19 protein-coding genes are annotated in these 19,923 nt (G+C 70.5%); 13 read left to right on the top strand and 6 right to left on the bottom strand.

Annotated features, from left to right (window positions below; genetic code table 11):
- Positions 1-11: 11 nt before the first annotated feature.
- Genes ACZ7CF_RS10105 through ACZ7CF_RS10095 form a run of 3 tightly spaced genes read right to left on the bottom strand, consistent with a single transcriptional unit; the run spans position 12 to position 2,877 of the window.
- Positions 12-812 carry an ABC transporter permease gene (locus ACZ7CF_RS10105; protein ID WP_360386094.1) on the bottom strand — a complete coding sequence of 267 codons (801 nt, stop codon included), beginning with the start codon at positions 810-812 and terminating at the stop codon, positions 12-14.
- Complete coding sequence (locus ACZ7CF_RS10100) at positions 809-1,813, bottom strand: ABC transporter ATP-binding protein (protein WP_360386096.1); 1,005 nt, start codon at positions 1,811-1,813, stop codon at positions 809-811. Before ACZ7CF_RS10100 ends, ACZ7CF_RS10105 begins: the two co-directional genes overlap by 4 nt.
- Positions 1,810-2,877, bottom strand: a complete 1,068-nt coding sequence (locus ACZ7CF_RS10095) for a LolA family protein (RefSeq protein ID WP_470369410.1) — start codon at positions 2,875-2,877, stop codon at positions 1,810-1,812. The genes ACZ7CF_RS10100 and ACZ7CF_RS10095 overlap by 4 nt, the downstream gene beginning before the upstream one ends.
- Before the next feature lie 190 nt (positions 2,878-3,067).
- Here ACZ7CF_RS10095 and ACZ7CF_RS10090 point away from each other — a divergent pair, with 190 nt between their 5' ends.
- Genes ACZ7CF_RS10090 through ACZ7CF_RS10080 form a run of 3 tightly spaced genes read left to right on the top strand, consistent with a single transcriptional unit; the run spans position 3,068 to position 5,814 of the window.
- Positions 3,068-3,769 carry a response regulator transcription factor gene (locus ACZ7CF_RS10090; protein WP_360386101.1) on the top strand — a complete coding sequence of 234 codons (702 nt, stop codon included), beginning with the start codon at positions 3,068-3,070 and terminating at the stop codon, positions 3,767-3,769.
- Entirely contained in the window at positions 3,766-5,025 is a 1,260-nt protein-coding gene (locus ACZ7CF_RS10085) for a sensor histidine kinase (RefSeq protein WP_360386104.1), read from the top strand. Before ACZ7CF_RS10090 ends, ACZ7CF_RS10085 begins: the two co-directional genes overlap by 4 nt.
- A 9-nt stretch (positions 5,026-5,034) precedes the next feature.
- Complete coding sequence (locus ACZ7CF_RS10080) at positions 5,035-5,814, top strand: (deoxy)nucleoside triphosphate pyrophosphohydrolase (protein WP_360386107.1); 780 nt, start codon at positions 5,035-5,037, stop codon at positions 5,812-5,814.
- On the opposite strand, the gene trpS is transcribed toward ACZ7CF_RS10080, so the two are convergent.
- Positions 5,807-6,730 carry a tryptophan--tRNA ligase gene (trpS, locus tag ACZ7CF_RS10075; protein WP_360386110.1) on the bottom strand — a complete coding sequence of 308 codons (924 nt, stop codon included), beginning with the start codon at positions 6,728-6,730 and terminating at the stop codon, positions 5,807-5,809. The two genes, ACZ7CF_RS10080 and trpS, sit on opposite strands and share 8 nt — an antisense overlap.
- Positions 6,731-6,901: 171 nt before the next feature.
- Between trpS and ACZ7CF_RS10070 the strand changes: the two genes are divergently transcribed.
- Positions 6,902-7,207 (top strand): YciI family protein, encoded by a 306-nt coding sequence (locus tag ACZ7CF_RS10070; RefSeq protein ID WP_360386113.1) that lies wholly within the window; start codon positions 6,902-6,904, stop codon positions 7,205-7,207.
- Between the two features lie 133 nt (positions 7,208-7,340).
- Here ACZ7CF_RS10070 and ACZ7CF_RS10065 read toward each other — a convergent pair whose 3' ends face one another.
- Complete coding sequence (locus tag ACZ7CF_RS10065; protein WP_360386115.1) at positions 7,341-7,493, bottom strand: hypothetical protein; 153 nt, start codon at positions 7,491-7,493, stop codon at positions 7,341-7,343.
- Positions 7,494-7,657: 164 nt separating this feature from the next.
- Between ACZ7CF_RS10065 and typA the strand changes: the two genes are divergently transcribed.
- The 9 genes from typA (at position 7,658) to ACZ7CF_RS10020 (ending at position 19,225) form a co-directional block, all read left to right on the top strand.
- Positions 7,658-9,553 carry a translational GTPase TypA gene (typA, locus tag ACZ7CF_RS10060; RefSeq protein ID WP_360386117.1) on the top strand — a complete coding sequence of 632 codons (1,896 nt, stop codon included), beginning with the start codon at positions 7,658-7,660 and terminating at the stop codon, positions 9,551-9,553.
- 233 nt (positions 9,554-9,786) lie between these two features.
- Entirely contained in the window at positions 9,787-11,448 is a 1,662-nt protein-coding gene (locus ACZ7CF_RS10055) for an ABC transporter family substrate-binding protein (RefSeq protein WP_360386119.1), read from the top strand.
- A 422-nt stretch (positions 11,449-11,870) separates the two neighbouring features.
- Positions 11,871-13,655, top strand: a complete 1,785-nt coding sequence (locus ACZ7CF_RS10050) for an ABC transporter family substrate-binding protein (protein ID WP_470369409.1) — start codon at positions 11,871-11,873, stop codon at positions 13,653-13,655.
- Positions 13,656-13,829: 174 nt separating this feature from the next.
- Positions 13,830-14,828 (top strand): ABC transporter permease, encoded by a 999-nt coding sequence (locus ACZ7CF_RS10045; RefSeq protein WP_360386125.1) that lies wholly within the window; start codon positions 13,830-13,832, stop codon positions 14,826-14,828.
- On the top strand, positions 14,821-15,753 hold the full coding sequence (locus ACZ7CF_RS10040; protein WP_458429314.1) for an ABC transporter permease: 933 nt from the start codon (positions 14,821-14,823) through the stop codon (positions 15,751-15,753). Before ACZ7CF_RS10045 ends, ACZ7CF_RS10040 begins: the two co-directional genes overlap by 8 nt.
- Before the next feature lie 2 nt (positions 15,754-15,755).
- Positions 15,756-16,922, top strand: a complete 1,167-nt coding sequence (locus ACZ7CF_RS10035; protein WP_360386128.1) for an ABC transporter ATP-binding protein — start codon at positions 15,756-15,758, stop codon at positions 16,920-16,922.
- Positions 16,919-17,911, top strand: coding sequence for an ABC transporter ATP-binding protein (locus ACZ7CF_RS10030; RefSeq protein ID WP_360386131.1), 993 nt, complete (start codon positions 16,919-16,921; stop codon positions 17,909-17,911). Before ACZ7CF_RS10035 ends, ACZ7CF_RS10030 begins: the two co-directional genes overlap by 4 nt.
- A 56-nt stretch (positions 17,912-17,967) precedes the next feature.
- Positions 17,968-18,804 carry an N-acetyl-1-D-myo-inositol-2-amino-2-deoxy-alpha-D-glucopyranoside deacetylase gene (mshB, locus tag ACZ7CF_RS10025; protein WP_470369408.1) on the top strand — a complete coding sequence of 279 codons (837 nt, stop codon included), beginning with the start codon at positions 17,968-17,970 and terminating at the stop codon, positions 18,802-18,804.
- The gene (locus tag ACZ7CF_RS10020) at positions 18,794-19,225 is read left to right on the top strand and encodes a hypothetical protein (RefSeq protein ID WP_360386137.1); all 432 of its coding nucleotides are present in this window, start codon (positions 18,794-18,796) and stop codon (positions 19,223-19,225) included. The genes mshB and ACZ7CF_RS10020 overlap by 11 nt, the downstream gene beginning before the upstream one ends.
- On the opposite strand, the gene ACZ7CF_RS10015 is transcribed toward ACZ7CF_RS10020, so the two are convergent.
- Positions 19,201-19,869, bottom strand: a complete 669-nt coding sequence (locus tag ACZ7CF_RS10015) for a GNAT family N-acetyltransferase (protein ID WP_470369407.1) — start codon at positions 19,867-19,869, stop codon at positions 19,201-19,203. The genes ACZ7CF_RS10020 and ACZ7CF_RS10015 overlap by 25 nt on opposite strands.
- Positions 19,870-19,923 lie beyond the last annotated feature (54 nt).

Raw genomic sequence — 19,923 nt, 5'->3', positions numbered from 1 at the left:
CCAGGCAGACGTCAGTTGTCCTTCGTGATCAGGCGAGCCGCCGCCAGGCCGGTGCCGATCAGCAGGTAGCAGCCCGCGAGCAGGGTGCTGTCCCAGATCTGGTCGAGCGGCATCGGGTCGCGCATCACGTCGACCAAGCCGGGGAACCCGGTCGTGAGCAGGAACGGGTGCAGCCAGTCGAGCGACGGGAACTGCCCCAGCACCTGGAACACGATGATCCCGGTCATCGTGGCCGCCTGCACCACCAGCGGGTGCTCGGTGGTCGACGAGACGGCCAGCGCCACCGCGCCGACCGCGATCATCTGGAACGTCACCAGCACGATGAAGAACGCGATCCGCAGCAGGCCCTCACCGGTCGACAGGGTGTTGCCGGACAACGTCATCATGCCATCGTTGCCCAGGAACGCCGTGCCCGCGGCCATGCCGACGACCGCCATCAGCGTGACGGCCAGCAGCGACATCGCGCTGATGCCGAACAGCTTCACGAACAGCAGCCGCACCCGTGACACCGGCGCGACCAGCAGCCCGCGCAACGTGCCGTGCTGCGCCTCGCCCGCGAGCCCGTCCGCCGCCCAGATCGACGCCACCAGCGGCAGCAGCAGGTTGAGCGACAGGAACAGCGTGAAGATGGACACGACCAGGCCGTTGCCGGTGAGGATCGCGGACAGGCCGGGCCCGCCGCCGTCGCCGTCGGCCGTCCAGATGCCGAAGCTGATGACGATGGGCACGAGCACCAGGCCGAACAACCCGATGAGGGTCCGCGGCCTGCGCAGCATCCAGCGCACCTCGGACCCCAGCTGACGCGTGATCATCGCGTTCCCCCGTCCAGCGTGTCCACGGCGGACATCCCGCGCTCGGCCTCCTCGGCCTCGGTGAGCCGCGCGAACAGCTCCTCCAGGCCGGTCTTCCAGCGCGTCGCCTCGTGGACGTGCACGCCGGCCTTGACCAGCGTCTCGATCACCTGCGGGGCACTGGTCCCCGCGAGCTCGACCCGCAGGCCCTCGCCGAGCGGTCGCGCGGAGATGCGGGCCTGGCGCAGTGCGCCGAGCGCGTCCTCCACGTCCGGCGTGACCACCTGCAGCGCCGAACCGCCCGCCTGCAGCAGCTCGGTCAGCTCTCCTTGCGCCACAACGGTTCCCCGGTGCAGCACGGCGACGTGGGTGCAGGTCGCCTCGACCTCGCTGAGCAGGTGGCTCGACACCATCACGGTGCTGCCGCTCGCGTGCAGCTCGGCGATGATCTTGCGGATCTCCCTGGTGCCGGCCGGGTCGAGCCCGTTGGTGGGCTCGTCCAGCACGACGAGCCTGCGCGGCACGAGCAACGCCCCGGCGAGGCCGAGACGTTGCTTCATGCCGAGCGAGTACCCGCGGAACCTGCGGTGGGCCGCCTGGGCGAGCCCGACGCGTTCGAGTGCGTCCTCCACCGCCTGCTTGACCTGCTTCTTCGGCAGCAGCGGCTCGAACGCGGCACAGCGGATGAGGTTCTCCCGCCCGCTCAGGAACGGGTGGAACCCCGGACCCTCGACCAGCGCGCCCACGTGCGGCAGCGCCTGCTCGGCCCCGTCCGGAAGCGGCCGGCCGAGCAGTTCGATCTCCCCCTTGGTGGGCCGCACCAACCCGAGCAGCATCCGGATCGTGGTCGTCTTGCCCGACCCGTTGGGGCCGAGCATGCCGAGCACGGCCCCCTCCGGCAGCTCCAGGTCGACGCGGTCCACGGCGACCGTGCTCCCGTACTCCTTGCGCAGACCCCTGGTCCGCGCGGCGACCCCGGTCTGCACCGGTGCGGCCGCCGGCGCGCTGGTCGAGGTGGTCACTTCACCTGTCCGATCGTGTCGAACAGGACCTGCTCGGGAACGGCACCCGCGACCACGCGGCCGTCGTCCGCGATCAGGACGTTCGCGACCTTCGTGGTGAACAGCTTGCCGGTGCCCCAGCTGCCGCTGACCTTCTTCGTGAACCGGTCGACCAGCCCCTGCGCCTCGGCGGGCACCCGGGTCATGGCCTGAGCCGGGATGCGCGCGCCGACCACGGTGTCCCAGCCGTCGCCGAAGAACTGCGGGTCCTTGCCCTGCAACGCCTGCTCCAGCGCGGCCTCGGGCTTGCGGTCACCCCGCTGCTCCTTCGCCTCGGGCGTCGTGACCTTCGCACCGGCGGCCGGGGTGAACTCGAACAGCTTCGCGTCCTGCGGTCCCACGGTCAGCTGGGTGAAGCCGACCTGGGCAGCGGGGGAGCTGGCGCCGTTCGTGTGGATCGCGACCCGCAGCGGCATCTTCGTCTCGGAGTCGACGGCGATGCGGACCTCGCGGACGAGGGTCTTCTCGGTCGGCTTCGGGGTGAGGACGAGCTCGTAGGCCGCGCGGTCGGCGACCCGCGCGGTGCCGTCGACGCTGAGGTCGCTCGACTCCTTCGTCAGGTTCACGATCTCCCTGGCCGCGGTCGTCGGGTCGACGGCCTTCGCCTCCGCGGGCGCCTTCCCGGCGTCGGCCCCGTGCTCGGCCTTCGTGACCTCGTTGGTCTGCGAGTTCCACGACCAGGTGGTCTTGCCGTCGTTGACGATCGTCTGCTCGGACTGGCCCGTCGGCAGGGCGAGGCGGAACTTCTCGTCCCCGTCGGTCCAGATCCGCGCGGTGTGGTTGCCGTCGGCCAGCTGCGGGATCTCGGCGATCGCAGGCAACCCGAGCTTGTTCTCGGCCTGCACGGTGCCGCCGAACGCGGCCGGCTTCGTCGTCAGGACCTGCTCGACCAGCGCTTCCGGGGTGATGGGCGGAAGCGTCGGCGGCTGACCTGCGCCTGCGGGCATGGCGAGCAGGCTGAGGCCTGCCACGCCGGTGACCACCGTGGCCGCTGCCGCGGCCAGGGTCACCTTTCGCTTGTTCATCGCTGTGGTCCCCTCCTCCATGGGCTTGTGGGACCAGCTTGCTGGGGGCGAGCTGAGATGGTGCTGAGACTAACGTCGTCGCTGGTCGGCGGCATCGGGACGCGGCGTCGCCCCGTGCCCGGCACCGGTCCGCTGAGAGTCGGCTGAGACCGTGCGAGCGACCGGGGTGGCGTGGGTGCATGCTGATCTCGTGAAGCCTCGAGTGCTGGTCGTGGACGACGAAGCCGGCGTGCGCCGGGCGTTGGAGCGCGGGTTGTCGGCCGAGGGCATGGAAGTCGTCACGGCCGCGGACGGGCCGACGGCGTTGCGGGTCGCGTTGACCGGGGCGTTCGACGTGGTGCTGCTGGACATCATGTTGCCGGGGCTGTCGGGGTACCGGGTGCTGCAGCGCATGCGGGCCGACGGGGTGCGGACGCCGGTGCTGATGGTGTCGGCCAAGGACGGTGAGGTCGACCAGGCCGACGGGCTCGACCTCGGGGCGGACGGGTACCTGGTGAAGCCGTTCAGCTTCGTGGTGCTGGTGGCGCAGGTGCGCGCGTTGCTGCGCAGGGGCGGGGGTGCGCGCCGCAGGCTGACGCTGGGGGAGCTCGTCATCGACCGCGGGTTGCGGGAGGTGAGCTGGGCGGGGCAGGACGTGTCGCTGAGCCCGCGGGAGTACGCGGTGCTGGACGTGCTGGCGTCGCGGGCCGGGTCGGTGGTGACGAAGGACGAGCTGCTGCGGACCGTGTGGGGCGATGAGCAGGCGGCCACGCGCAACGCCGTCGAGGTGTACGTGGGGTACCTGCGGCGGAAGCTGGAGGCGGTCGGGGCCGGGGAGGTGGTGCGGACCGTGAGGGGGCACGGGTACATCGCGTCGACTCCGGACCTGGACAGCGCGCTGGGGAACAGGTGAACCCTCGTCGCTGGTGGTCGCGGCGCAGTCTGCGGTTCCGCATCACCGTGGTGGCGACGGGGGTGGCGTTGCTGTGCCTGCTGGCGCTCACGGGGCTGGCGCCGTCGTTGATCGGGCTGGTCCAGCTCACCGCGGTGGACCGGGAGCTGGCGCAGGAGCCGCCGCGGGTGCTGGACCTCGCGGGAACGCCGGTGGACGGCAAGCCGGAGCTGCCGCTGACCGGGCAGGACGTCCGCGCGTTGAAGGCGGGGGAACCGGTGCTGCGGCTCGACGGGGCGTCCGCGTACCGGTGGCGGGGACAGGTGGTGTTCCTCGGCGACGGGACGCCGCGGCTCGAGGTCTACGGCGACAAGCTGCTGGGGTACGAGAACGCCAACACGGTCGGCACGCGGTGGCTCGCGGTCGCCGCCGTGCTGGTGGCCGGGCTGGTCGGCACCGCCACGTGGCTCGCGGTGCGGTCGTCGCTGCTGCCGGTGGAGCGGATGCGGGTGGCGGCGGGGGCGCTGCCGCACGGGGAGCGGTTGCCGGTGCCGCCGTCGCGCGACGAGCTGCAGGCGCTGGCGCAGGCGTTGAACGCGTTGCTGGCGCGGCGGGACGAGGCGTCGGACCGGTTGCGGCGGTTCACCGGGGACGCGGCGCACGAGCTGCGGTCACCGGTGGCGTCGGTGCGGGCGCAGGCCGAGGTCGCGGTGGCGCACCCGGACCCGGACTTCTCCATCGAGGTGCTGGAGTCGGTGGTCGAGGAGTCGATCAGGCTCAGCCGGCTCGTCGACTCGCTGCTGATCCTCGCGCGGGCGGACACCGCGGCACCGGGACGGGCCGAGGCGGTCGACCTGGTGCTGGAGGCGGAGGCGGCGATCTCCCGGCTCGACACCGAGCTGCTGGTGCGGCTGAACGCGCCGCCCTCGGCGTGCCTGGTGTCGGCGACGCGGTCCGAGGTCGAGCTGGTGCTGGACAACCTGCTGCGCAACGCCGGGCGGTACGCGTACTCGACGGTCACCGTCACGCTGGCGCCGGTCGGGCGGGACGTGCGGCTCATCGTCGACGACGACGGGCACGGCATCCCCGCGGAGCACCGGGCGAAGGTGTTCGACCGGTTCTACCGGGTCGAGGAGGACCGCGGGCGGGCCTCCGGCGGCTTCGGGCTGGGGCTCGCGCTGGTCGCGCACCTCGTGCAGCGGCGCGGCGGGACCGTGCTCGCGGCCGAGTCACCGGCCGGTGGCGCGCGTTTGGAGATCCGCTGGCCGTCCTGGTAGTCAACGCGGGTGCCTGAGTTGCGAGCGTCGGCGTTGGTCGACGCGCCCGTCGCGGTGGTCGCCGGTGCCCTGCTGGACACCTCGTTGCTGACCGGTCTCGGTGTGAGGGTGCCGGGGCCGCTGCTGTGCACCGGGGACGTGCTCACCGGGCCGTTCGGGGTGAAGCTCACCGTCACGCGCGCCGACCTGTCCGGGGTGTCGGCGGCGGGGGCGTTCCTGGAGCTGCACACGGACCTCGTGGTCACCGGTGCCGGGACGATGGTGGTCGACCGGGTGGGCTGGACGACCGTCGGCGGCGCGGTCGGGCGGTTCGCCGACGTCGTGGTCGGGCGCGGGATGGCGTTGCGCCTGCTGGAGAAGCGGTCGGCGGCGCTGGCCAGGCGGTGCGCCGAGCTGGTGGCCGCGCGGGTCGTCGTCGGAGCGGCCGTCGTCCGGGGCGGACGGTTGCTCGCGCAGCAGCGGTCGTACCCGGAGGGCCAGGCGGGGCAGTGGGAACTGCCCGGTGGCCGGGTCGAGGACGGGGAACGGCCGGAGGACGCGCTGGTGCGCGAGTGCGTCGAGGAGCTCGGCGTGCCGGTCGTGGTCGGCGACCGGGTCGGACCGGACGTGCCGCTGAAGCGGGACCTCGTGCTGCGGATCCACGCCGCACGGCTCGACCCCGCGGGCGGTGAGCCGGAGGCGTTGGAGCACAACGCCGTCCGGTGGCTCACCGCCGACGAGCTGCCGGGACTGCCCTGGCTGCCGGCGGACCGGGTGCTGGTGCCGGCCCTGCTGGACCTCCTCAGCTGAGCCCGGACAACCGCAGCGCCGCGTCGAGCCGGGGCTGCGCGCGTTCACGGGCCCGGTCGGCACCCGCGCGGCGGATGCGGTCCAGCTCCGCGGGGTCGGCGAGCAGAGCAAGCGTGCGGTCGCGGACCGGGCGCAGCTCCTCGACCACCGCCTCCGCCACGGCCTCCTTGAGCTCGGAGAACCGGCCCGTGAAGTCCTCCGGTTCCGCACCGGTGCACGAGGCGAGGACGTCGGTCAGGTTCGCGATGCCGTCGGTCGACGACACCGCGCGCCGGATCTTGCGCCGAACCAGGTCCGGTTCGTCGAGCACGAAGACCACGCCGGCCGAGCTCTGCGCCGACTTGTCCATCTTGCGCGCCGGGTCGGACAGGTCCTTGATCCGCGCGCCCACCTTCGGCACCACCGCGGTCGGCACGACGAACACGTCGCCGTAGGCGTGGTTGAACCGCCGGGCGAGCGCGCGGGCCAGCTCGACGTGCTGGAGCTGGTCCTCCCCGACCGGTACCTCCGCGGTGCCCTGCAGCAGGATGTCCGCCGCCATCAGCACCGGGTAGGTGAGCAGGCTCAGCCGCACCGACTCGCGGCCGAGCGACTTCTCCTTGAACTGGATCATCCGCGCGGCCTCGCCGTAGGTGCAGGTGCACTCCAGGACCCAGTTCAACGCCCCCAGCTCGCGGATCAGGTCGGACTGCACGCAGGTGCTCTCCGGTTCGATGCCGCACGCGATCAGCACCGCGAACTGCTCCCTGGTGAGCGATCGCAGCCGTTGCGCGTTGTGCGAGGACGTCATCGCGTGCAGGTCGCTGATGAAGTAGACGTCGTCCTTGGTGCCCTCACGCGCCCACGTGCGCAGCGCCCCCAGGTAGTTGCCCAGGTGCACCTGGCCGGACGGGGTGATGGCCGACAGCCTGATCATGGTCGGGTCCCTTCGAGGTTCGGGACCGCCCGCACGGAACGCATGAAAAAGCCGCCCCTGCCGGGCGGCCTGTGTTCGCGTCAGCGCACAGCTGTTACGGCCGCCTGGAAGCGGCCCACCAGAACGCGTTCATCGTGCGCATGCCCGGCAGTATAGGACTACCGTTGCTCCATGTTCATAGTGTTGCTGGAGTACGCCGCGCCGCTGGAACAGATCGACTACGCCCTCCCCGACCACCGCGAGTGGGTCGAGGAGCAGTACGGGCGGGGGCTCTTCCTCGCGTCCGGGCGTCAGGTGCCGAGGACCGGGGGCGTGATCATCACACGCCCGATGCCCCGGGGCAGGCTCGAAGCGCTGCTCGCCACGGACCCGTGGGCCGAGCAGAAGTTGGTGAAGTACAAGATCATCGAGTTCGAGGCGACGCGGACCGCCGACGAGCTCGCCAAGCTGAACGAGGCCGTGCTGCCGGCCCACTAGCCCGGTTGGCTGGCCTGCCACCCGATCGAGGCGTCGAGCCCTCGACCGCGGGTGCCGCGCGTGCCGGGAACGGCCTCGCGGAGTGAGCTTGCGCACGTGGAACGGCCCGTCCACGCGTGGACGGCAGGCGGTCTCACGCCGCCTTCTGGGCCTTCTTGGCGGCCTTCGCCGCCTTCTTCGCGGCCTTCTTCCTGGCCTTGTCGCGCTCCTTGAGCAGGAAGGGCACCGGGCAGCGCTTGCACTGCGGCTTCGACCTGCAGCACTTCTTCTTGAGCTTTTTACCCACGTGTTGAACTCCCCCTCACTCCTGCCGCTACAGTAGGTGAGGCTCACTTCACTGGCACTCTTGTGTGGTAATGCCGCCCCGGCCGGTACTCTGGTGTACGGCTGTGCGCATCGACGTGTCCGGCGCGAGCCCCCTCCACGACTTTCAAGCTCTAGGAGTTCTGCGTGCCCACGGCCACCGCGTCCGCCCTACAGACGCGCACTGACCTGCGCAACGTCGCTATCGTCGCGCACGTCGACCACGGCAAGACGACTCTCGTCGACGCCATGCTGCGCCAGTCCGGCGCCTTCTCCGCGCGGGCCGAGCTGGTCGACCGGGTCATGGACTCCGGCGAGCTCGAGCGCGAGAAGGGCATCACCATCCTCGCGAAGAACACCGCCGTGCGTCGTCACACGCCCGACGGTGACGTGATCATCAACGTCGTCGACACCCCCGGCCACGCCGACTTCGGCGGCGAGGTCGAGCGGGCGCTGTCGATGGTGGACGGCGTCGTGCTGCTCGTCGACGCGTCCGAGGGCCCGCTGCCCCAGACGCGCTTCGTGCTGCGCAAGACGCTGGCCGCCGGCCTGCCGGTGATCCTGCTGGTCAACAAGGTCGACCGCCCCGACGCCCGGATCTCCGAGGTCGTCGAGGAGGCCCACGACCTGCTGCTCGACCTGGCCACCGAGGTCGGCGCCGACGAGTCCGTGCTGGACCTGCCGGTCGTCTACGCCTCCGCGCGTGCCGGTCGCGCCTCGCTGACCCAGCCGGAGGACGGCGGCCTGCCGGACGAGGAGAACCTGGACACCCTGTTCCAGGTGCTGATGGAGCACATCCCCGCGCCGCACGTCGACGTGGACGGCCCGCTGCAGGCGCTGGTCACGAACCTCGACGCCTCGACGTTCCTCGGCCGCATCGCGCTGTGCCGCATCCACCAGGGCACGATGCGCAAGGGCGAGACCGTGGCGTGGTGCCGCGAGGACGGCGAGCCCGTCAAGGTCCGCATCACCGAGCTCCTCATCACCGAGGCGCTGGACCGCGTGCCCGCCGAGTCGGCCCGCGCGGGCGACCTGGTCGCCATCGCCGGCATCGCGGACATCACCATCGGTGACACGCTGGCCGACGCCGAGAACCCCGAGGCGCTGCCCCGGATCACGGTCGACCAGCCCGCCATCTCGATGACCGTCGGCGTGAACACCTCGCCCCTGGCCGGTCGCAACGGCGGCACCAAGCTCACCGCCCGCGTCCTCAAGGCGCGGCTCGACGCCGAGCTCGTCGGCAACGTGTCGGTGAAGGTCCTGCCGACCGAGCGCCCGGACACCTGGGAGGTGCAGGGCCGCGGTGAGCTGGCGCTGGCCATCCTGGTCGAGCAGATGCGCCGCGAGGGCTTCGAGCTGACCGTCGGCAAGCCCCAGGTGGTCACGCGCACGGTCGACGGCAAGGTCCACGAGCCGTTCGAGCGCCTGTCCGTCGACTGCCCCGAGGAACACCTCGGCGCCGTCACGCAGCTGCTGGCCAACCGCAAGGGCCGCATGGAGAACATGTCGGGCCACGGCACCGGCCGCATCAAGCTCGACTACGTGGTCCCGTCGCGCGGCCTGATCGGCTTCCGCACCGAGTTCCTCACCGAGACCCGCGGCACCGGCATCGCCAACGCCGTCGCCGAGGGCTACGGCCCGTGGGCGGGCGAGATCCGCACCCGTCACAACGGCTCCCTGGTCGCCGACCGCGCCGGCTCCATCACCGCCTACGCGATGATCCAGCTGGCCGACCGCGGCACGTTCTTCGTCGAGCCGGGCGCGGACGCCTACGAGGGCATGGTCGTGGGCGAGAACCCGCGCGCCGAGGACCTCGACGTCAACGTCACCCGCGAGAAGAAGCTCACCAACATGCGGTCCTCCACGGCCGACGTGATGGAGACCCTGGCCCGTCCCCGCAAGCTCTCGCTGGAGGAGGCGCTGGAGTTCTGCGCCTCCGACGAGTGCGTGGAGGTCGCGCCGGAGGTCGTGCGCGTGCGCAAGGTGACGCTGGACGCCAACATGCGCGGCCGTGAGCGGTCGCGGCTGAAGCAGCGCGGCTGATCTTCGCCCGGTCGGTGGGCGGTCCGGCTCCTGCCGGGCCGCCCACCGGCGTTTGGCGGGCGGCCGGACCCGCCTGGCCGGTGAACCCGTCCGAACCGCCCGCCGGGGTGAGCCGTACTACCCGGCAGCGACGCAACCCCGCCGCGGACCGGGACGTCCTCCCAGTGACGCGGGTGACAGGTACACCGGGTTGCCCGCACGCGTTCACACCACTTCTGGCAATGTGAGGACCCATGAGGCGTCTCGGGGGAGTGCTGGCAGCCGCCGTCCTGTGCGGCGCCGCGGCCTGCACGAACGCGCCTCCGCCACCGCTGGTCCCCAAGTCCGAGGCCCCGGTCATCACCACGACGGGACCGAAGGTCAAGGAGGTGGTGGTCGGCGTCGACGACGTGGCCGGCGGCTACAACCCGCACGCCACCGCGACGCAGAGCCAGATCACGACCGCGCTCAGCTCTCTGCTGCTGCCGTCGGTGTTCCGCAGCGGGCCGAACGGTGCGCCGGAGCTCGACCGGAACCTCATGGTGAGCGCGAGGGTCACCAAGGCCGAGCCGTTCACGGTCACGTACACGATCCGCAAGGACGCCTCGTGGTCGGACAGCGCGCCGATCGCCGCCGAGGACTTCTACTACCTCTGGCAGCGCATGCGCAGCGAGCCCGGCGTGGTGGACCCGGCCGGCTACCGGCTCATCGACAACATCAGCGCCCGCGAGGGCGGCAAGGTCGTCGAGGTCGCCTTCGGCACGCCGTACCCGGGGTGGCGCAGCCTGTTCGGCAACCTGTTGCCGGCGCACCTGCTCAAGGACGCGCCCGGCACGTGGTCCAACGTGCTCGCCACCAACTTCCCGGCCACCGCGGGACCGTTCGCCGTGCGGAGCCTCGACGAGCCGCGCGGCGAGGTGATCCTGGAGCGCAGCGACCGGTACTGGGAGGTGCCGACCACGCTCGACCGGCTCGTGCTGCGGCGGGCCACGCACAGCGCGATGGCCGAGTCACTGTCCAAAGGCGACAACCAGGTGGTGTTGCTGCGAGCGGACGCCGCCGACGTCAACCTCATGAGGACGGTCGCCGGTCTCGACACGAAACCCGTGCCGCGCAACGAGGTCGTGCAGGTCCTGTTCAGGCCCGCCAGCCAGCAGCTCGCGGATCTCAAGGTGCGCAAGGCACTCGTGGCCGCCCTCGACCGGGACGCGTTGATCGCGAGCGGTGCGCAGAGCGGGCCGAGCGCGCAGCTGCGGGCCGACTCCTACGTCGTGCCGCCGAGCCGCGCCGGGTACCGGCCGGTCATCCAGGGCAACACGCTCGACCCGGCCGCGACCGAGCAGCTGCTCACCGAGGCGGGGTACGCCAAGGGCGCCGAGGGGTGGACCAAGGCGGGCAAGGCGCTGAAGCTGCGGATCGCGGCCGCGGACGGGATCGAGCCGTACGTGACCGTCGCGAACCAGGTCAAGGCGCAGCTCGGGGCCAGGGGGATCGCGGCCGAGGTGGTCACGCCCAAGGCCGACGAGCTCTTCACCGTCCAGCTGCTGCAGAAGGACGTCGACGTCGTCGTCGGGCCGCGCGTGGACGCGGGCGACTCGGCGGCCGGGCTCGCGAGCCAGTTCGGGTGCACCGGGGACGCGCCGGACGGTGCCACGCCGAACCCGGCCAACGCCGCCGGGTTCTGCGACCCGGTGCTGCAGGCCGAGATCGACGCGGCGCTGGGCGGCAAGGTGCTGCTGGCCGACGCGCTCACCCGGATCGAGCCGCAGCTGCAGGCCCAGGCGGTGGCGCTGCCGCTGTTCCAGGTGGCCGACCTGCTCGGGGTGCTGCCGACGGTGTCCGGCGTGGACACCGGAGCGCCGCTCGCGGGTGTGCTGAGCGGTGCGCCCGAGTGGCGCCGCCTCGACACCAAGTGACGGGCCGCCCGGCCGTCCGGCCACACCGCGCACGGGATCGTCGTCGAGCAGGTTCAACCGGTGGAGAAGTGGGCACCCTCGCTGCGGCCGCCGAGGAAGTCGATCTTCGAAACGGGCTCGTCGTGCCGGGAAAAACGGCCGGGTGGGCCCAATTCCGCGTTGGTACGTTCGGTCGCCTTCGTTGACAGAATTCCCGGTGCCCGGTTAACGAACGCCTTCGCCCGGTAATCGGGCCATTGCATTGGGCTACAAGGCGTCACCATTGGGTCACGATCGCCCTCCCAGGTAGTGACCGCCGCCTCAACGGGTTCTTACGGTGCTGCCCACGATGTGCCGGTTCGGGGCGCGTATGGCACATCACGGTCACGGGTGTGCACACCGGATGAAGGTGCGGCCGCCCAGTGCTAGGAGGGCACGTGTCGATGAGGAAGACCAAAGCACTGCCGGCGATCGCGCTGATCTCCAGCGCGGCGCTCGTGCTGGGTGCGTGCGGTGGTGGTGGCGGCGGCAACACGGACGCGAACGGGAACGACGCGACCGTCGCCGAGATGGCGACCGCGCGCGGCGAGTCCGGAGACGGCTACACCGCACCGGACACGAAGTCCAGCGAGCAGGTCGTCGTGTCCACGGACAAGCCGTACACGACGTACAACAACGCGACGGAAGACGGCAACAACTCGTACAACACGTTCGCGCTGGTGCTGGTCCAGCCGGGTGCGCACATCCTGAACGGCAACAACAAGGTCATCCTGAACAAGGACGTCATGGACGGGGTCGAGCTCACCTCGAAGTCCCCGCAGACGGTGACCTGGAAGCTGAAGAAGGGCGTCACCTGGTCCGACGGCGAGGCGTGGGACTGCGACGACTTCTACCTGGCCTGGTTCTCGGCCAGCACGAAGGCCAAGAAGGCCGACGGCAGCAAGTACTTCAAGCCGGCCGGTACCACGGGCTACGACCTGATGACCGGTTCGTGCAAGGACGACCAGACGTTCGTGGGCACCTTCGACAGCCCGTACCCGGACTACGAGGGCCTGTTCAACAGCGACGTCCTGCCCGCGCACATCCTGGAGAAGGGTGCCGGCGTCGCGGACGTCACCAAGCTGACCGCGACGAGCGACCCCGCCGAGCTCGAGAAGGCCTCCGCTTTCTGGAACGAGAAGTGGAACGGCTTCGACAAGGCGCTCATGCCCGGTGCGGGCCCCTACATGCTGACGAGCTACGAGGCCAACCAGTCGGTCACGCTGGAGCGCAACCCGAAGTGGGCCGGCAAGCCCGGTGGTCCCGCCAAGATCATCCTGAAGGCGATCCCGGACCCCGTCGCGCAGGCGCAGGCGCTGGAGAACGGTGAGGTCTCCGTCAACTCCTTCGCGCAGCCGGACGCGAACGCGGCCACCAAGCTGAAGAGCCTGAACGCCCAGGGCGTCACGTTCGGCGCTGGCCCCGGCCTGTCGTTCGAGCACCTGGACATCCAGTTCAAGCACCCGGCGCTGTCCAAGGAGGAGATCCGCAAGGCCTTCTTCATGTGCGTCAAGCGCCAGGACATCATCGACAAGCTGATCTCCGAGGTCCAGGCCGACGCGAAGCCGCTCGGCAGCCTGATCTTCTTCCCGAAGGACGAGGGCTACAAGGACGTCTACGGCGAGAAGGCCAAGGGTGACGCGGCCGCCTCGAAGAAGATCCTCTCCGACGCGGGCTGGACGCAGGGTGCGGACGGCGTGTTCGCGAAGGACGGCGTCCGCGCCTCCTTCCGGATCAGCCACACCGACATCCCGCGGCGCAAGCAGACCGTCGAGCTGATCCAGGGCCAGTGCAAGGAAGCCGGCATCGAGGTCAAGGACGACACCGACCCGAACTTCCTCGACGAGCGCGTGTCCAACGGTGACTACGACGTCGCCCTGTTCGCGTGGTCCGGTGACCCGTTCAAGAGCTCCAAGAAGTCGATCTACGAGACCGGCGGTGGCCAGAACTGGCAGAACATGAGCGTCCCGGCCGCGGACGAGGCCCTCAAGACGGCCGTGTCCCAGACCTCGATCGCGGACTCGCTCAAGTACTTCCAGAAGGCCGACGAGGAGATCGCGAACGCGTACGGTTCGCTCCCGCTGTTCCAGATGCCGAACATGTGGGCGTTCAAGGGTCTCGACCGCGTGTACTTCCAGAGCTACTACGGCGCTCTCTGGAACGCCAACGAGTGGCAGCCCAAGAACTAGACGGGCCTGAGCAGTACACGAGGCTGAACTGAGGGGACGGGGCCGGGCCTACAGGTCCGGCCCCGTTCGCCTGGGTTCCCCGCACGCCACCACCGCGCGTACATTCCGCGCTGCGGGGTTCCCGTGCCCGGCCTCACCCCCCGGCAGCCGGGTGCCGCCCAACAGGAGCTTGTCGTGATTCGCTACATCATTCGTCGTTTGCTCATATCCATACCGATCCTGCTGATCGGTAGCTTCGCCTGCTACGTCCTCGTCGCCACGGCGGGCAACCCGCTGGCGGAGATGCGGTTCCGCCCCGGTGTCACCGAGGCCGACATCAGGGCCGCCGAGATCTCGCTCGGTCTCGACAAGCCGATCGTCGTCCGCTACTGGAACTGGCTCACCGACTTCCTGTCCGGTGACTGGGGACAGAGCATCGCACTCGGCCAGGCGAAGCAAGCGGTTTTCCCGGCGGTCACCGACGCGCTGTGGACCACCGGGCGGCTGGTCATCGGGGCCGAGCTCCTCGCGCTGACCCTCGGCGTCTCGGTGGGCGTGCTCGCCGCGGTGAAGCAGTACTCGATCTTCGACTACCTCGCCACCAGCACCGCGTTCCTCATGTTCTCGATGCCGATCTTCTGCGTCGCCGTGATCGTGAAGAACTACGGCATCCAGTTCAACAACGTCCTGGAGTCGATGGGGCTGGACCGCTGGCTCACCACCGCCGGTCCGCGGCCGGGTGGCTTCAGCGGCGACCTCGGCGACGTGATCTTCAAGTACACCGGCACGTTCCTGTTGCCGACGGTCGCGCTGATGCTGATCAGCTTCGCCGCCTACAGCCGGTTCGAGCGGGCCTCCATGCTGGAGATCCTGCACTCGGACTTCGTGCGCACGGCGCGGGCGAAGGGCATCTCGCAGAGCCGGGTGGTCTTCCGGCACGCGTTCCGCAACGCGCTCATCCCCGTCGCCACGCTGTTCTCGCTGAACTTCGGCGCGGTGCTCTCCGGCGCGATCATCACCGAGACCGTCTTCGGCTGGGCCGGCATGGGCACGCTGCTCGTGAACTCCGTGCGCCAGTTCGACCCGGCGATGCTCATGGGCTGGCTCGCGGTCACCGCGACCCTGATCGTGCTGTTCAACCTGGTTGCCGACGTCGTGTACGGCATCCTCGACCCGAGGATTCGCCTTGGCTAACATCAACCTGGCGTCCGAGGGCGGCGTGGTCAGCTCCGCGCCCGAGGCGGGCGCCCACGAGTTCGACTCGGCGAAGACCCGCACGCAGGGGCAGCTCGTCATCCGCCGCTTCCTGCGCCACCGGCTCGCCATGGTGAGCCTCGGCGTGTTCGTCTTCCTGGTGCTCTTCGCGTTCGTCGGCCCGTTCATCTGGACCTACGACTTCGAGGACGTCTCCAGCAGGTCCTACCAGCCGATGAGCGGCACCCACCCGCTCGGCACCACCCAGGTCGGCAAGGACATGCTCGCGCTGCTCATGCGCGGCACCGGCTACTCGCTGCAGATCGCGCTGATCGTGGCCGCGCTGGCCACCGCCATCGGCGTGACGTTCGGCGCGCTCGCCGGCTACCTGCGCGGGTTCGTCGACGCGGCGCTGATGCGCCTGGTCGACCTGCTGCTGATCATCCCGCAGATCGCGGTCGCCGCGATCGTGGTGAAGGGCTTCTCCGGCAGCTGGTACGTGGTCGCGCTGGTGCTCGCCGCGTTCGCGTGGATGCAGATCGCCCGCATCACCCGCGGTGAGACGCTCTCGCTCGCGCAGCGGGAGTTCGTCGAGGCGGCCCGCGCCTGCGGTGCCACCACCCCGCGCATCATCTTCAAGCACCTGGTGCCGAACATGATCGGCAGCATCACCGTGAACGCCACGCTGGCGATCGCGGCGGCAGTGCTCACCGAAGCCGCGCTGTCGTTCCTGGGACTGGGCGTCCAGCCCCCGGACACCTCGCTCGGCGTGATCGTGCTGGAGAACTACGGGCAGTTCCTGAACCGGCCCTGGCTGTTCTGGGGTCCGTTCATCGTGCTCGTGTCGCTCTCCCTCGCCGTCAACTTCATCGGTGACGGCCTGCGCGACGCGTTCGACCCGCGGCAGACGAAGGTGCGTGCCTGACCATGACCACTGTTCCCGAACTGACCGAGGACTTCCTGCCGGCCGACAACGGGTCCACCGCACCGCTGCTGTCGGTGAAGGACCTGTCGGTCACCTTCCCGACCGACGACGGCGACGTCCGCGCCGTGCGCAACGTCTCGTTCGACCTCAACGCCGGTGACGTGCTGGGCATCGTCGGCGAGTCGGGCTCCGGCAAGTCGGTGTCGTCCATGGCGATCATGGGCCTGCTGCCGGGCAGCGCGCGGATCGAGGGCTCCATCCGCTACCGCGGCCAGGAGCTCAACGGCCGCACCTACAAGCAGATGCAGCCGTTCCGCAGCAAGCACATCGCGATGATCTTCCAGGACCCGATGACGTCGCTGAACCCGGTCTACAGCGTCGGGTGGCAGCTCGCCGAGACCTACCGCGCGCACCACGACGTCTCGAAGAAGGCGGCGTGGGCGAAGGCGGTCGAGGCGCTGGAGCTCGTCGGCATCCCGCAGCCGGACAAGCGCGCGGCGCAGTACCCGCACGAGTTCTCCGGCGGCATGCGGCAGCGCGTGGTGATCGCGATGGCGATCATCAACGACCCCAGCGTGATCATCGCGGACGAGCCGACCACCGCGCTCGACGTGACGGTGCAGGCGCAGATCCTCGACACCATGCTGCGGCTGCAGGCCGAGACCGACGCGGCGATCATCATGATCACCCACGACCTCGGCGTCGTCGCCGGCATGGTCAACCGCGTCCAGGTCATGTACGGCGGCACCGTGGTCGAGTCCGGCCCGGTCGACGACGTGTTCGAACGGCCGCGGATGCCCTACACCGTGGGCCTGCTGGGCTCCGTGCCGAACCCGGCCTCGCTGGGCAAGCGGCTCACCCCGATCAAGGGCGCGCCGCCCTCGCTGGTGAACCTGCCGACCGGCTGCTCGTTCTCCCCGCGCTGCCCGCTCGTCACCGACGTGTGCCACGAGTGGGAACCGCACCTGGAGGAGGCGGGCCGGCCGGACCACCGCACGCGCTGCCACCGCTGGGAGCACCTGGCGGCCCACGAGCAGCCGCAGAGGCTGTTCCTGCACGACGAGATCGGCACCGTGGAGAACCCGGCGGTCTTCGCCGCGGCCAACCCCGACGAGTCGCTCGAAGTCACCGCCGTGCACGGAACCCTGCTGGACGAGGAGTCGAAGTGACCACCCCGCTGTTGGAGGTCACCGACCTCGTCAAGGAGTTCCCGGTGCGCGGCAAGGGGATCATCCCGCGCAACGTCGGCACCGTGCAGGCCGTGTCCGGTGTGTCGTTCACGCTGAGCCCCGGTGAGACGCTCGGCCTGGTCGGCGAGTCCGGTTGCGGCAAGTCCACGACCGGGCGCGCGATCCTGCAGCTGCACAAGCCCACCTCGGGCTCGGTGAAGTTCGAGGGCCGCGAGCTGACGTCGCTCAGCACCAAGCAGCTGCGGCCGCTGCGCAAGGACATCCAGATCGTCTTCCAGGACCCGTACGCGTCGCTGAACCCCAAGTGGCAGGTCAACGACATCATCGCGGAACCGCTGGTGATCCACGGGGTCGAGGGCGGCGTGCAGCGGCGGGTCAACGAGCTGATGGAGCTCGTCGGCCTGAACCCGGAGCACCGCAACCGGTACCCGCACGAGTTCTCCGGCGGTCAGCGGCAGCGCATCGGCATCGCCCGCGCGCTGGCGCTGAACCCGCGCTTCCTGGTGCTCGACGAGCCGGTGTCCGCGCTGGACGTGTCGGTGCAGGCCGGTGTCGTGAACCTGCTGGAGGAGCTGCAGGAACGGCTCGGGCTGGCCTACCTGTTCGTCGCGCACGACCTCTCGGTGGTGCGGCACATCTCGGACCGGGTCGCGGTGATGTACCTCGGCAAGATCATCGAGATCGGCGAGCGGGAGGCGATCTACACCCGCCCGATGCACCCGTACACGCAGGCGTTGCTGTCGGCGGTGCCGATGCCGGACCCCAAGCAGGAGCGCAAGCGTCAGCGGATCGTGCTGACCGGTGACGTGCCGTCGCCGGTGAACCCGCCGTCGGGCTGCCGGTTCCGCACGCGGTGCTGGAAGGCCCAGGACATCTGTGCCACCGAAGAACCGAAGCTGGAAAGGCGAGGTGCGCCGGACGGAACGTTGTCCGCCTGCCACTTCGCTGAGGAAAAAACGGTCGTGTGAGACCGATGTGAAGGCCACCTTCGTCCCTGGACAAAGGTGGCCTTTACTCTTTTCTGGTGACGCTGACTGCCCCACCACGGTTGCTCTTCGTGCACGCCCACCCAGACGACGAGAGTCTGTGGACGGGCGGCACCATCGCGCGCTACGCCTCGGCCGGCGCCCACGTCACGGTGATCACGTGCACGCTGGGGGAGGAGGGCGAGATCATCCCGCCCGCACTCGCCCACCTGGCCGCCGCGGAGGCCGACCAGCTCGGCGGCTACCGCGTCGGGGAGCTGAGGTCCGCCTGCGCGGCACTGGGCGTGACCGACCACCGGTTCCTCGGCGGCATCGGCAGGTGGCGCGACTCCGGCATGGTCGACGTGCCGTCCAACGCCCACCCGCGCGCGTTCGTTCAGGGCTCGGTGCAGGAGCAGGCCGCGCAGCTCGCCGACGTGCTGCGCGAGGTGAAGCCGCAGGTCGTGGTGAGCTACGACGCGTTCGGCGGGTACGGGCACCCGGACCACATCCGCGCGCACGAGATCACGATGGCCGCCTGCGCGCAGGTCTCGGACGTCGAGCGGGTGTTCTACGCGGTGACCTCGCGCGACGCCACGGAGGCGGGCGTCGCCGCGCTGTCCGCGGTGCCGGAGGCGTTCCGGCTGCCGGAGCCCGGCGAGCTGCCGGTGACGCCGGACGAGGACATCACCACCGTGATCGACATCTCGGAGCACCTGATCGCGAAGCGCCGTGCGTTGCGCGCGCACTCCACGCAGGTCAGTGTGTGGGACGAGGGATACGCGTTGTCGAACGGCATCGCCCAGCCGCTGGTCGGCAACGAGTACTACGTGCTCGCCAAGGGACCGGCGGACGGCGTCGCCGCGGATCTGTTCGGAGGACTGGGTGAGCGCTAGCTGGCGAGTGGTGTTGCTGCTGCTCCTGTGCGTCGAGGCAGCGGTGCTCGCTGTGCTGGAAGTGTTCTTCCTGCTCGTCCGGTTCGACGGGACGCTGCTGCCGGACCTCGGCGCGTGGCCGTTCCCGGTCATGGTCGTGGTGGCGGTGGTCACCACGCCCGTGCTGGTCATGTGGGCCGCGGCGCTGTCGGACCGGGTGTCCGCCGCCGCGGCGCCGCTGCTGGTGTGGTTCTTCACGATCTTCGCGCTCGCCTACCTGGAGCCCGGCCGGGTCGCCCGCGTCAGCTTCCTGCTGGGCGACTGGCGCACGCTGCTGCTGATCGCCGGCGGCGCGCTGCCGGGCGCGGTGGCCGTGAGCGCGGCGATGGCGCGCAACGCGGCCAACCGGCCCGGCCTCTACGACCCCGCGGGCACCCAGTAGCGGTAGCGGTGGTGCTCGGAGCAGCCGAGCTCCTCGTACAGCCGGATCGCCGCGGTGTTGTGCTCGGCGACCTGGAGCGCGCACGTCGTGGCGCCCTCGGCGAGACCCCACCCGGCCAGCTCGCCCATCAGGCGCGTGGCCAGACCGCGGCGGCGGTGCTCCGGCCGCACGGCGAGCCGGGCCACGTGCAGCACGTCCTCGACGACCGCCCCGCGCACGGCGGCGACCACGACCCCGTCCTCCTCGACGCCCGCGAAGCACACCCGGCCCGTGCCCAGCACGTGCCGTATCGCGGCGGTCACCTCGGATCCGGCCGTCAGTTCCCACCATCCGGGAAGATCGCGGCTTTCGGCGGCACCGTCGGCGAACTTCTCCAGCGGACCCGTCATGACCAGCGACTCCGCCCCGCCGGGGTGGTCGAGGTCCACCCGCCAGCCCGCGTCGGTGATCGCCCGCTCGTGACCGCTGCCGCGCACGACGTGAGCAGTGGGTTTGATGCCGTGCGCACGGGCGAACCCCTCGACGGCCGACAGCGCCGACGGAACCGGTACACCAGGATCGCCGCAGGTGAGCGTGCTGTTCGCGCGGCCGGTGAAGCCGGCGGCCGCGCGCATCAACCAGTCTCCAAGCCGTTCTTCTGCCACCGCGGGCCATGCTCGCGCGCAGAGCGATTCCAGGTGATCCACTGTGTGCACGGG

The organism is Lentzea sp. NPDC036955 (assembly GCF_055608005.1).
This window is presented reverse-complemented; position numbering and strand designations above follow the sequence as displayed.

Bases quoted from the DNA above. Each gene is read 5' to 3' on its own strand.
- ACZ7CF_RS10105 (WP_360386094.1), bottom strand. From the start codon at position 812: ATGATCACGCGTCAGCTGGGGTCCGAGGTGCGCTGGATGCTGCGCAGG.
- ACZ7CF_RS10095 (WP_470369410.1), bottom strand. From the start codon at position 2,877: ATGAACAAGCGAAAGGTGACCCTGGCCGCGGCAGCGGCCACGGTGGTC.
- trpS (WP_360386110.1), bottom strand. From the start codon at position 6,730: ATGATCAGGCTGTCGGCCATCACCCCGTCCGGCCAGGTGCACCTGGGC.
- ACZ7CF_RS10070 (WP_360386113.1), top strand. From the start codon at position 6,902: ATGTTCATAGTGTTGCTGGAGTACGCCGCGCCGCTGGAACAGATCGAC.
- ACZ7CF_RS10055 (WP_360386119.1), top strand. From the start codon at position 9,787: ATGAGGCGTCTCGGGGGAGTGCTGGCAGCCGCCGTCCTGTGCGGCGCC.
- ACZ7CF_RS10050 (WP_470369409.1), top strand. From the start codon at position 11,871: ATGAGGAAGACCAAAGCACTGCCGGCGATCGCGCTGATCTCCAGCGCG.
- ACZ7CF_RS10035 (WP_360386128.1), top strand. From the start codon at position 15,756: ATGACCACTGTTCCCGAACTGACCGAGGACTTCCTGCCGGCCGACAAC.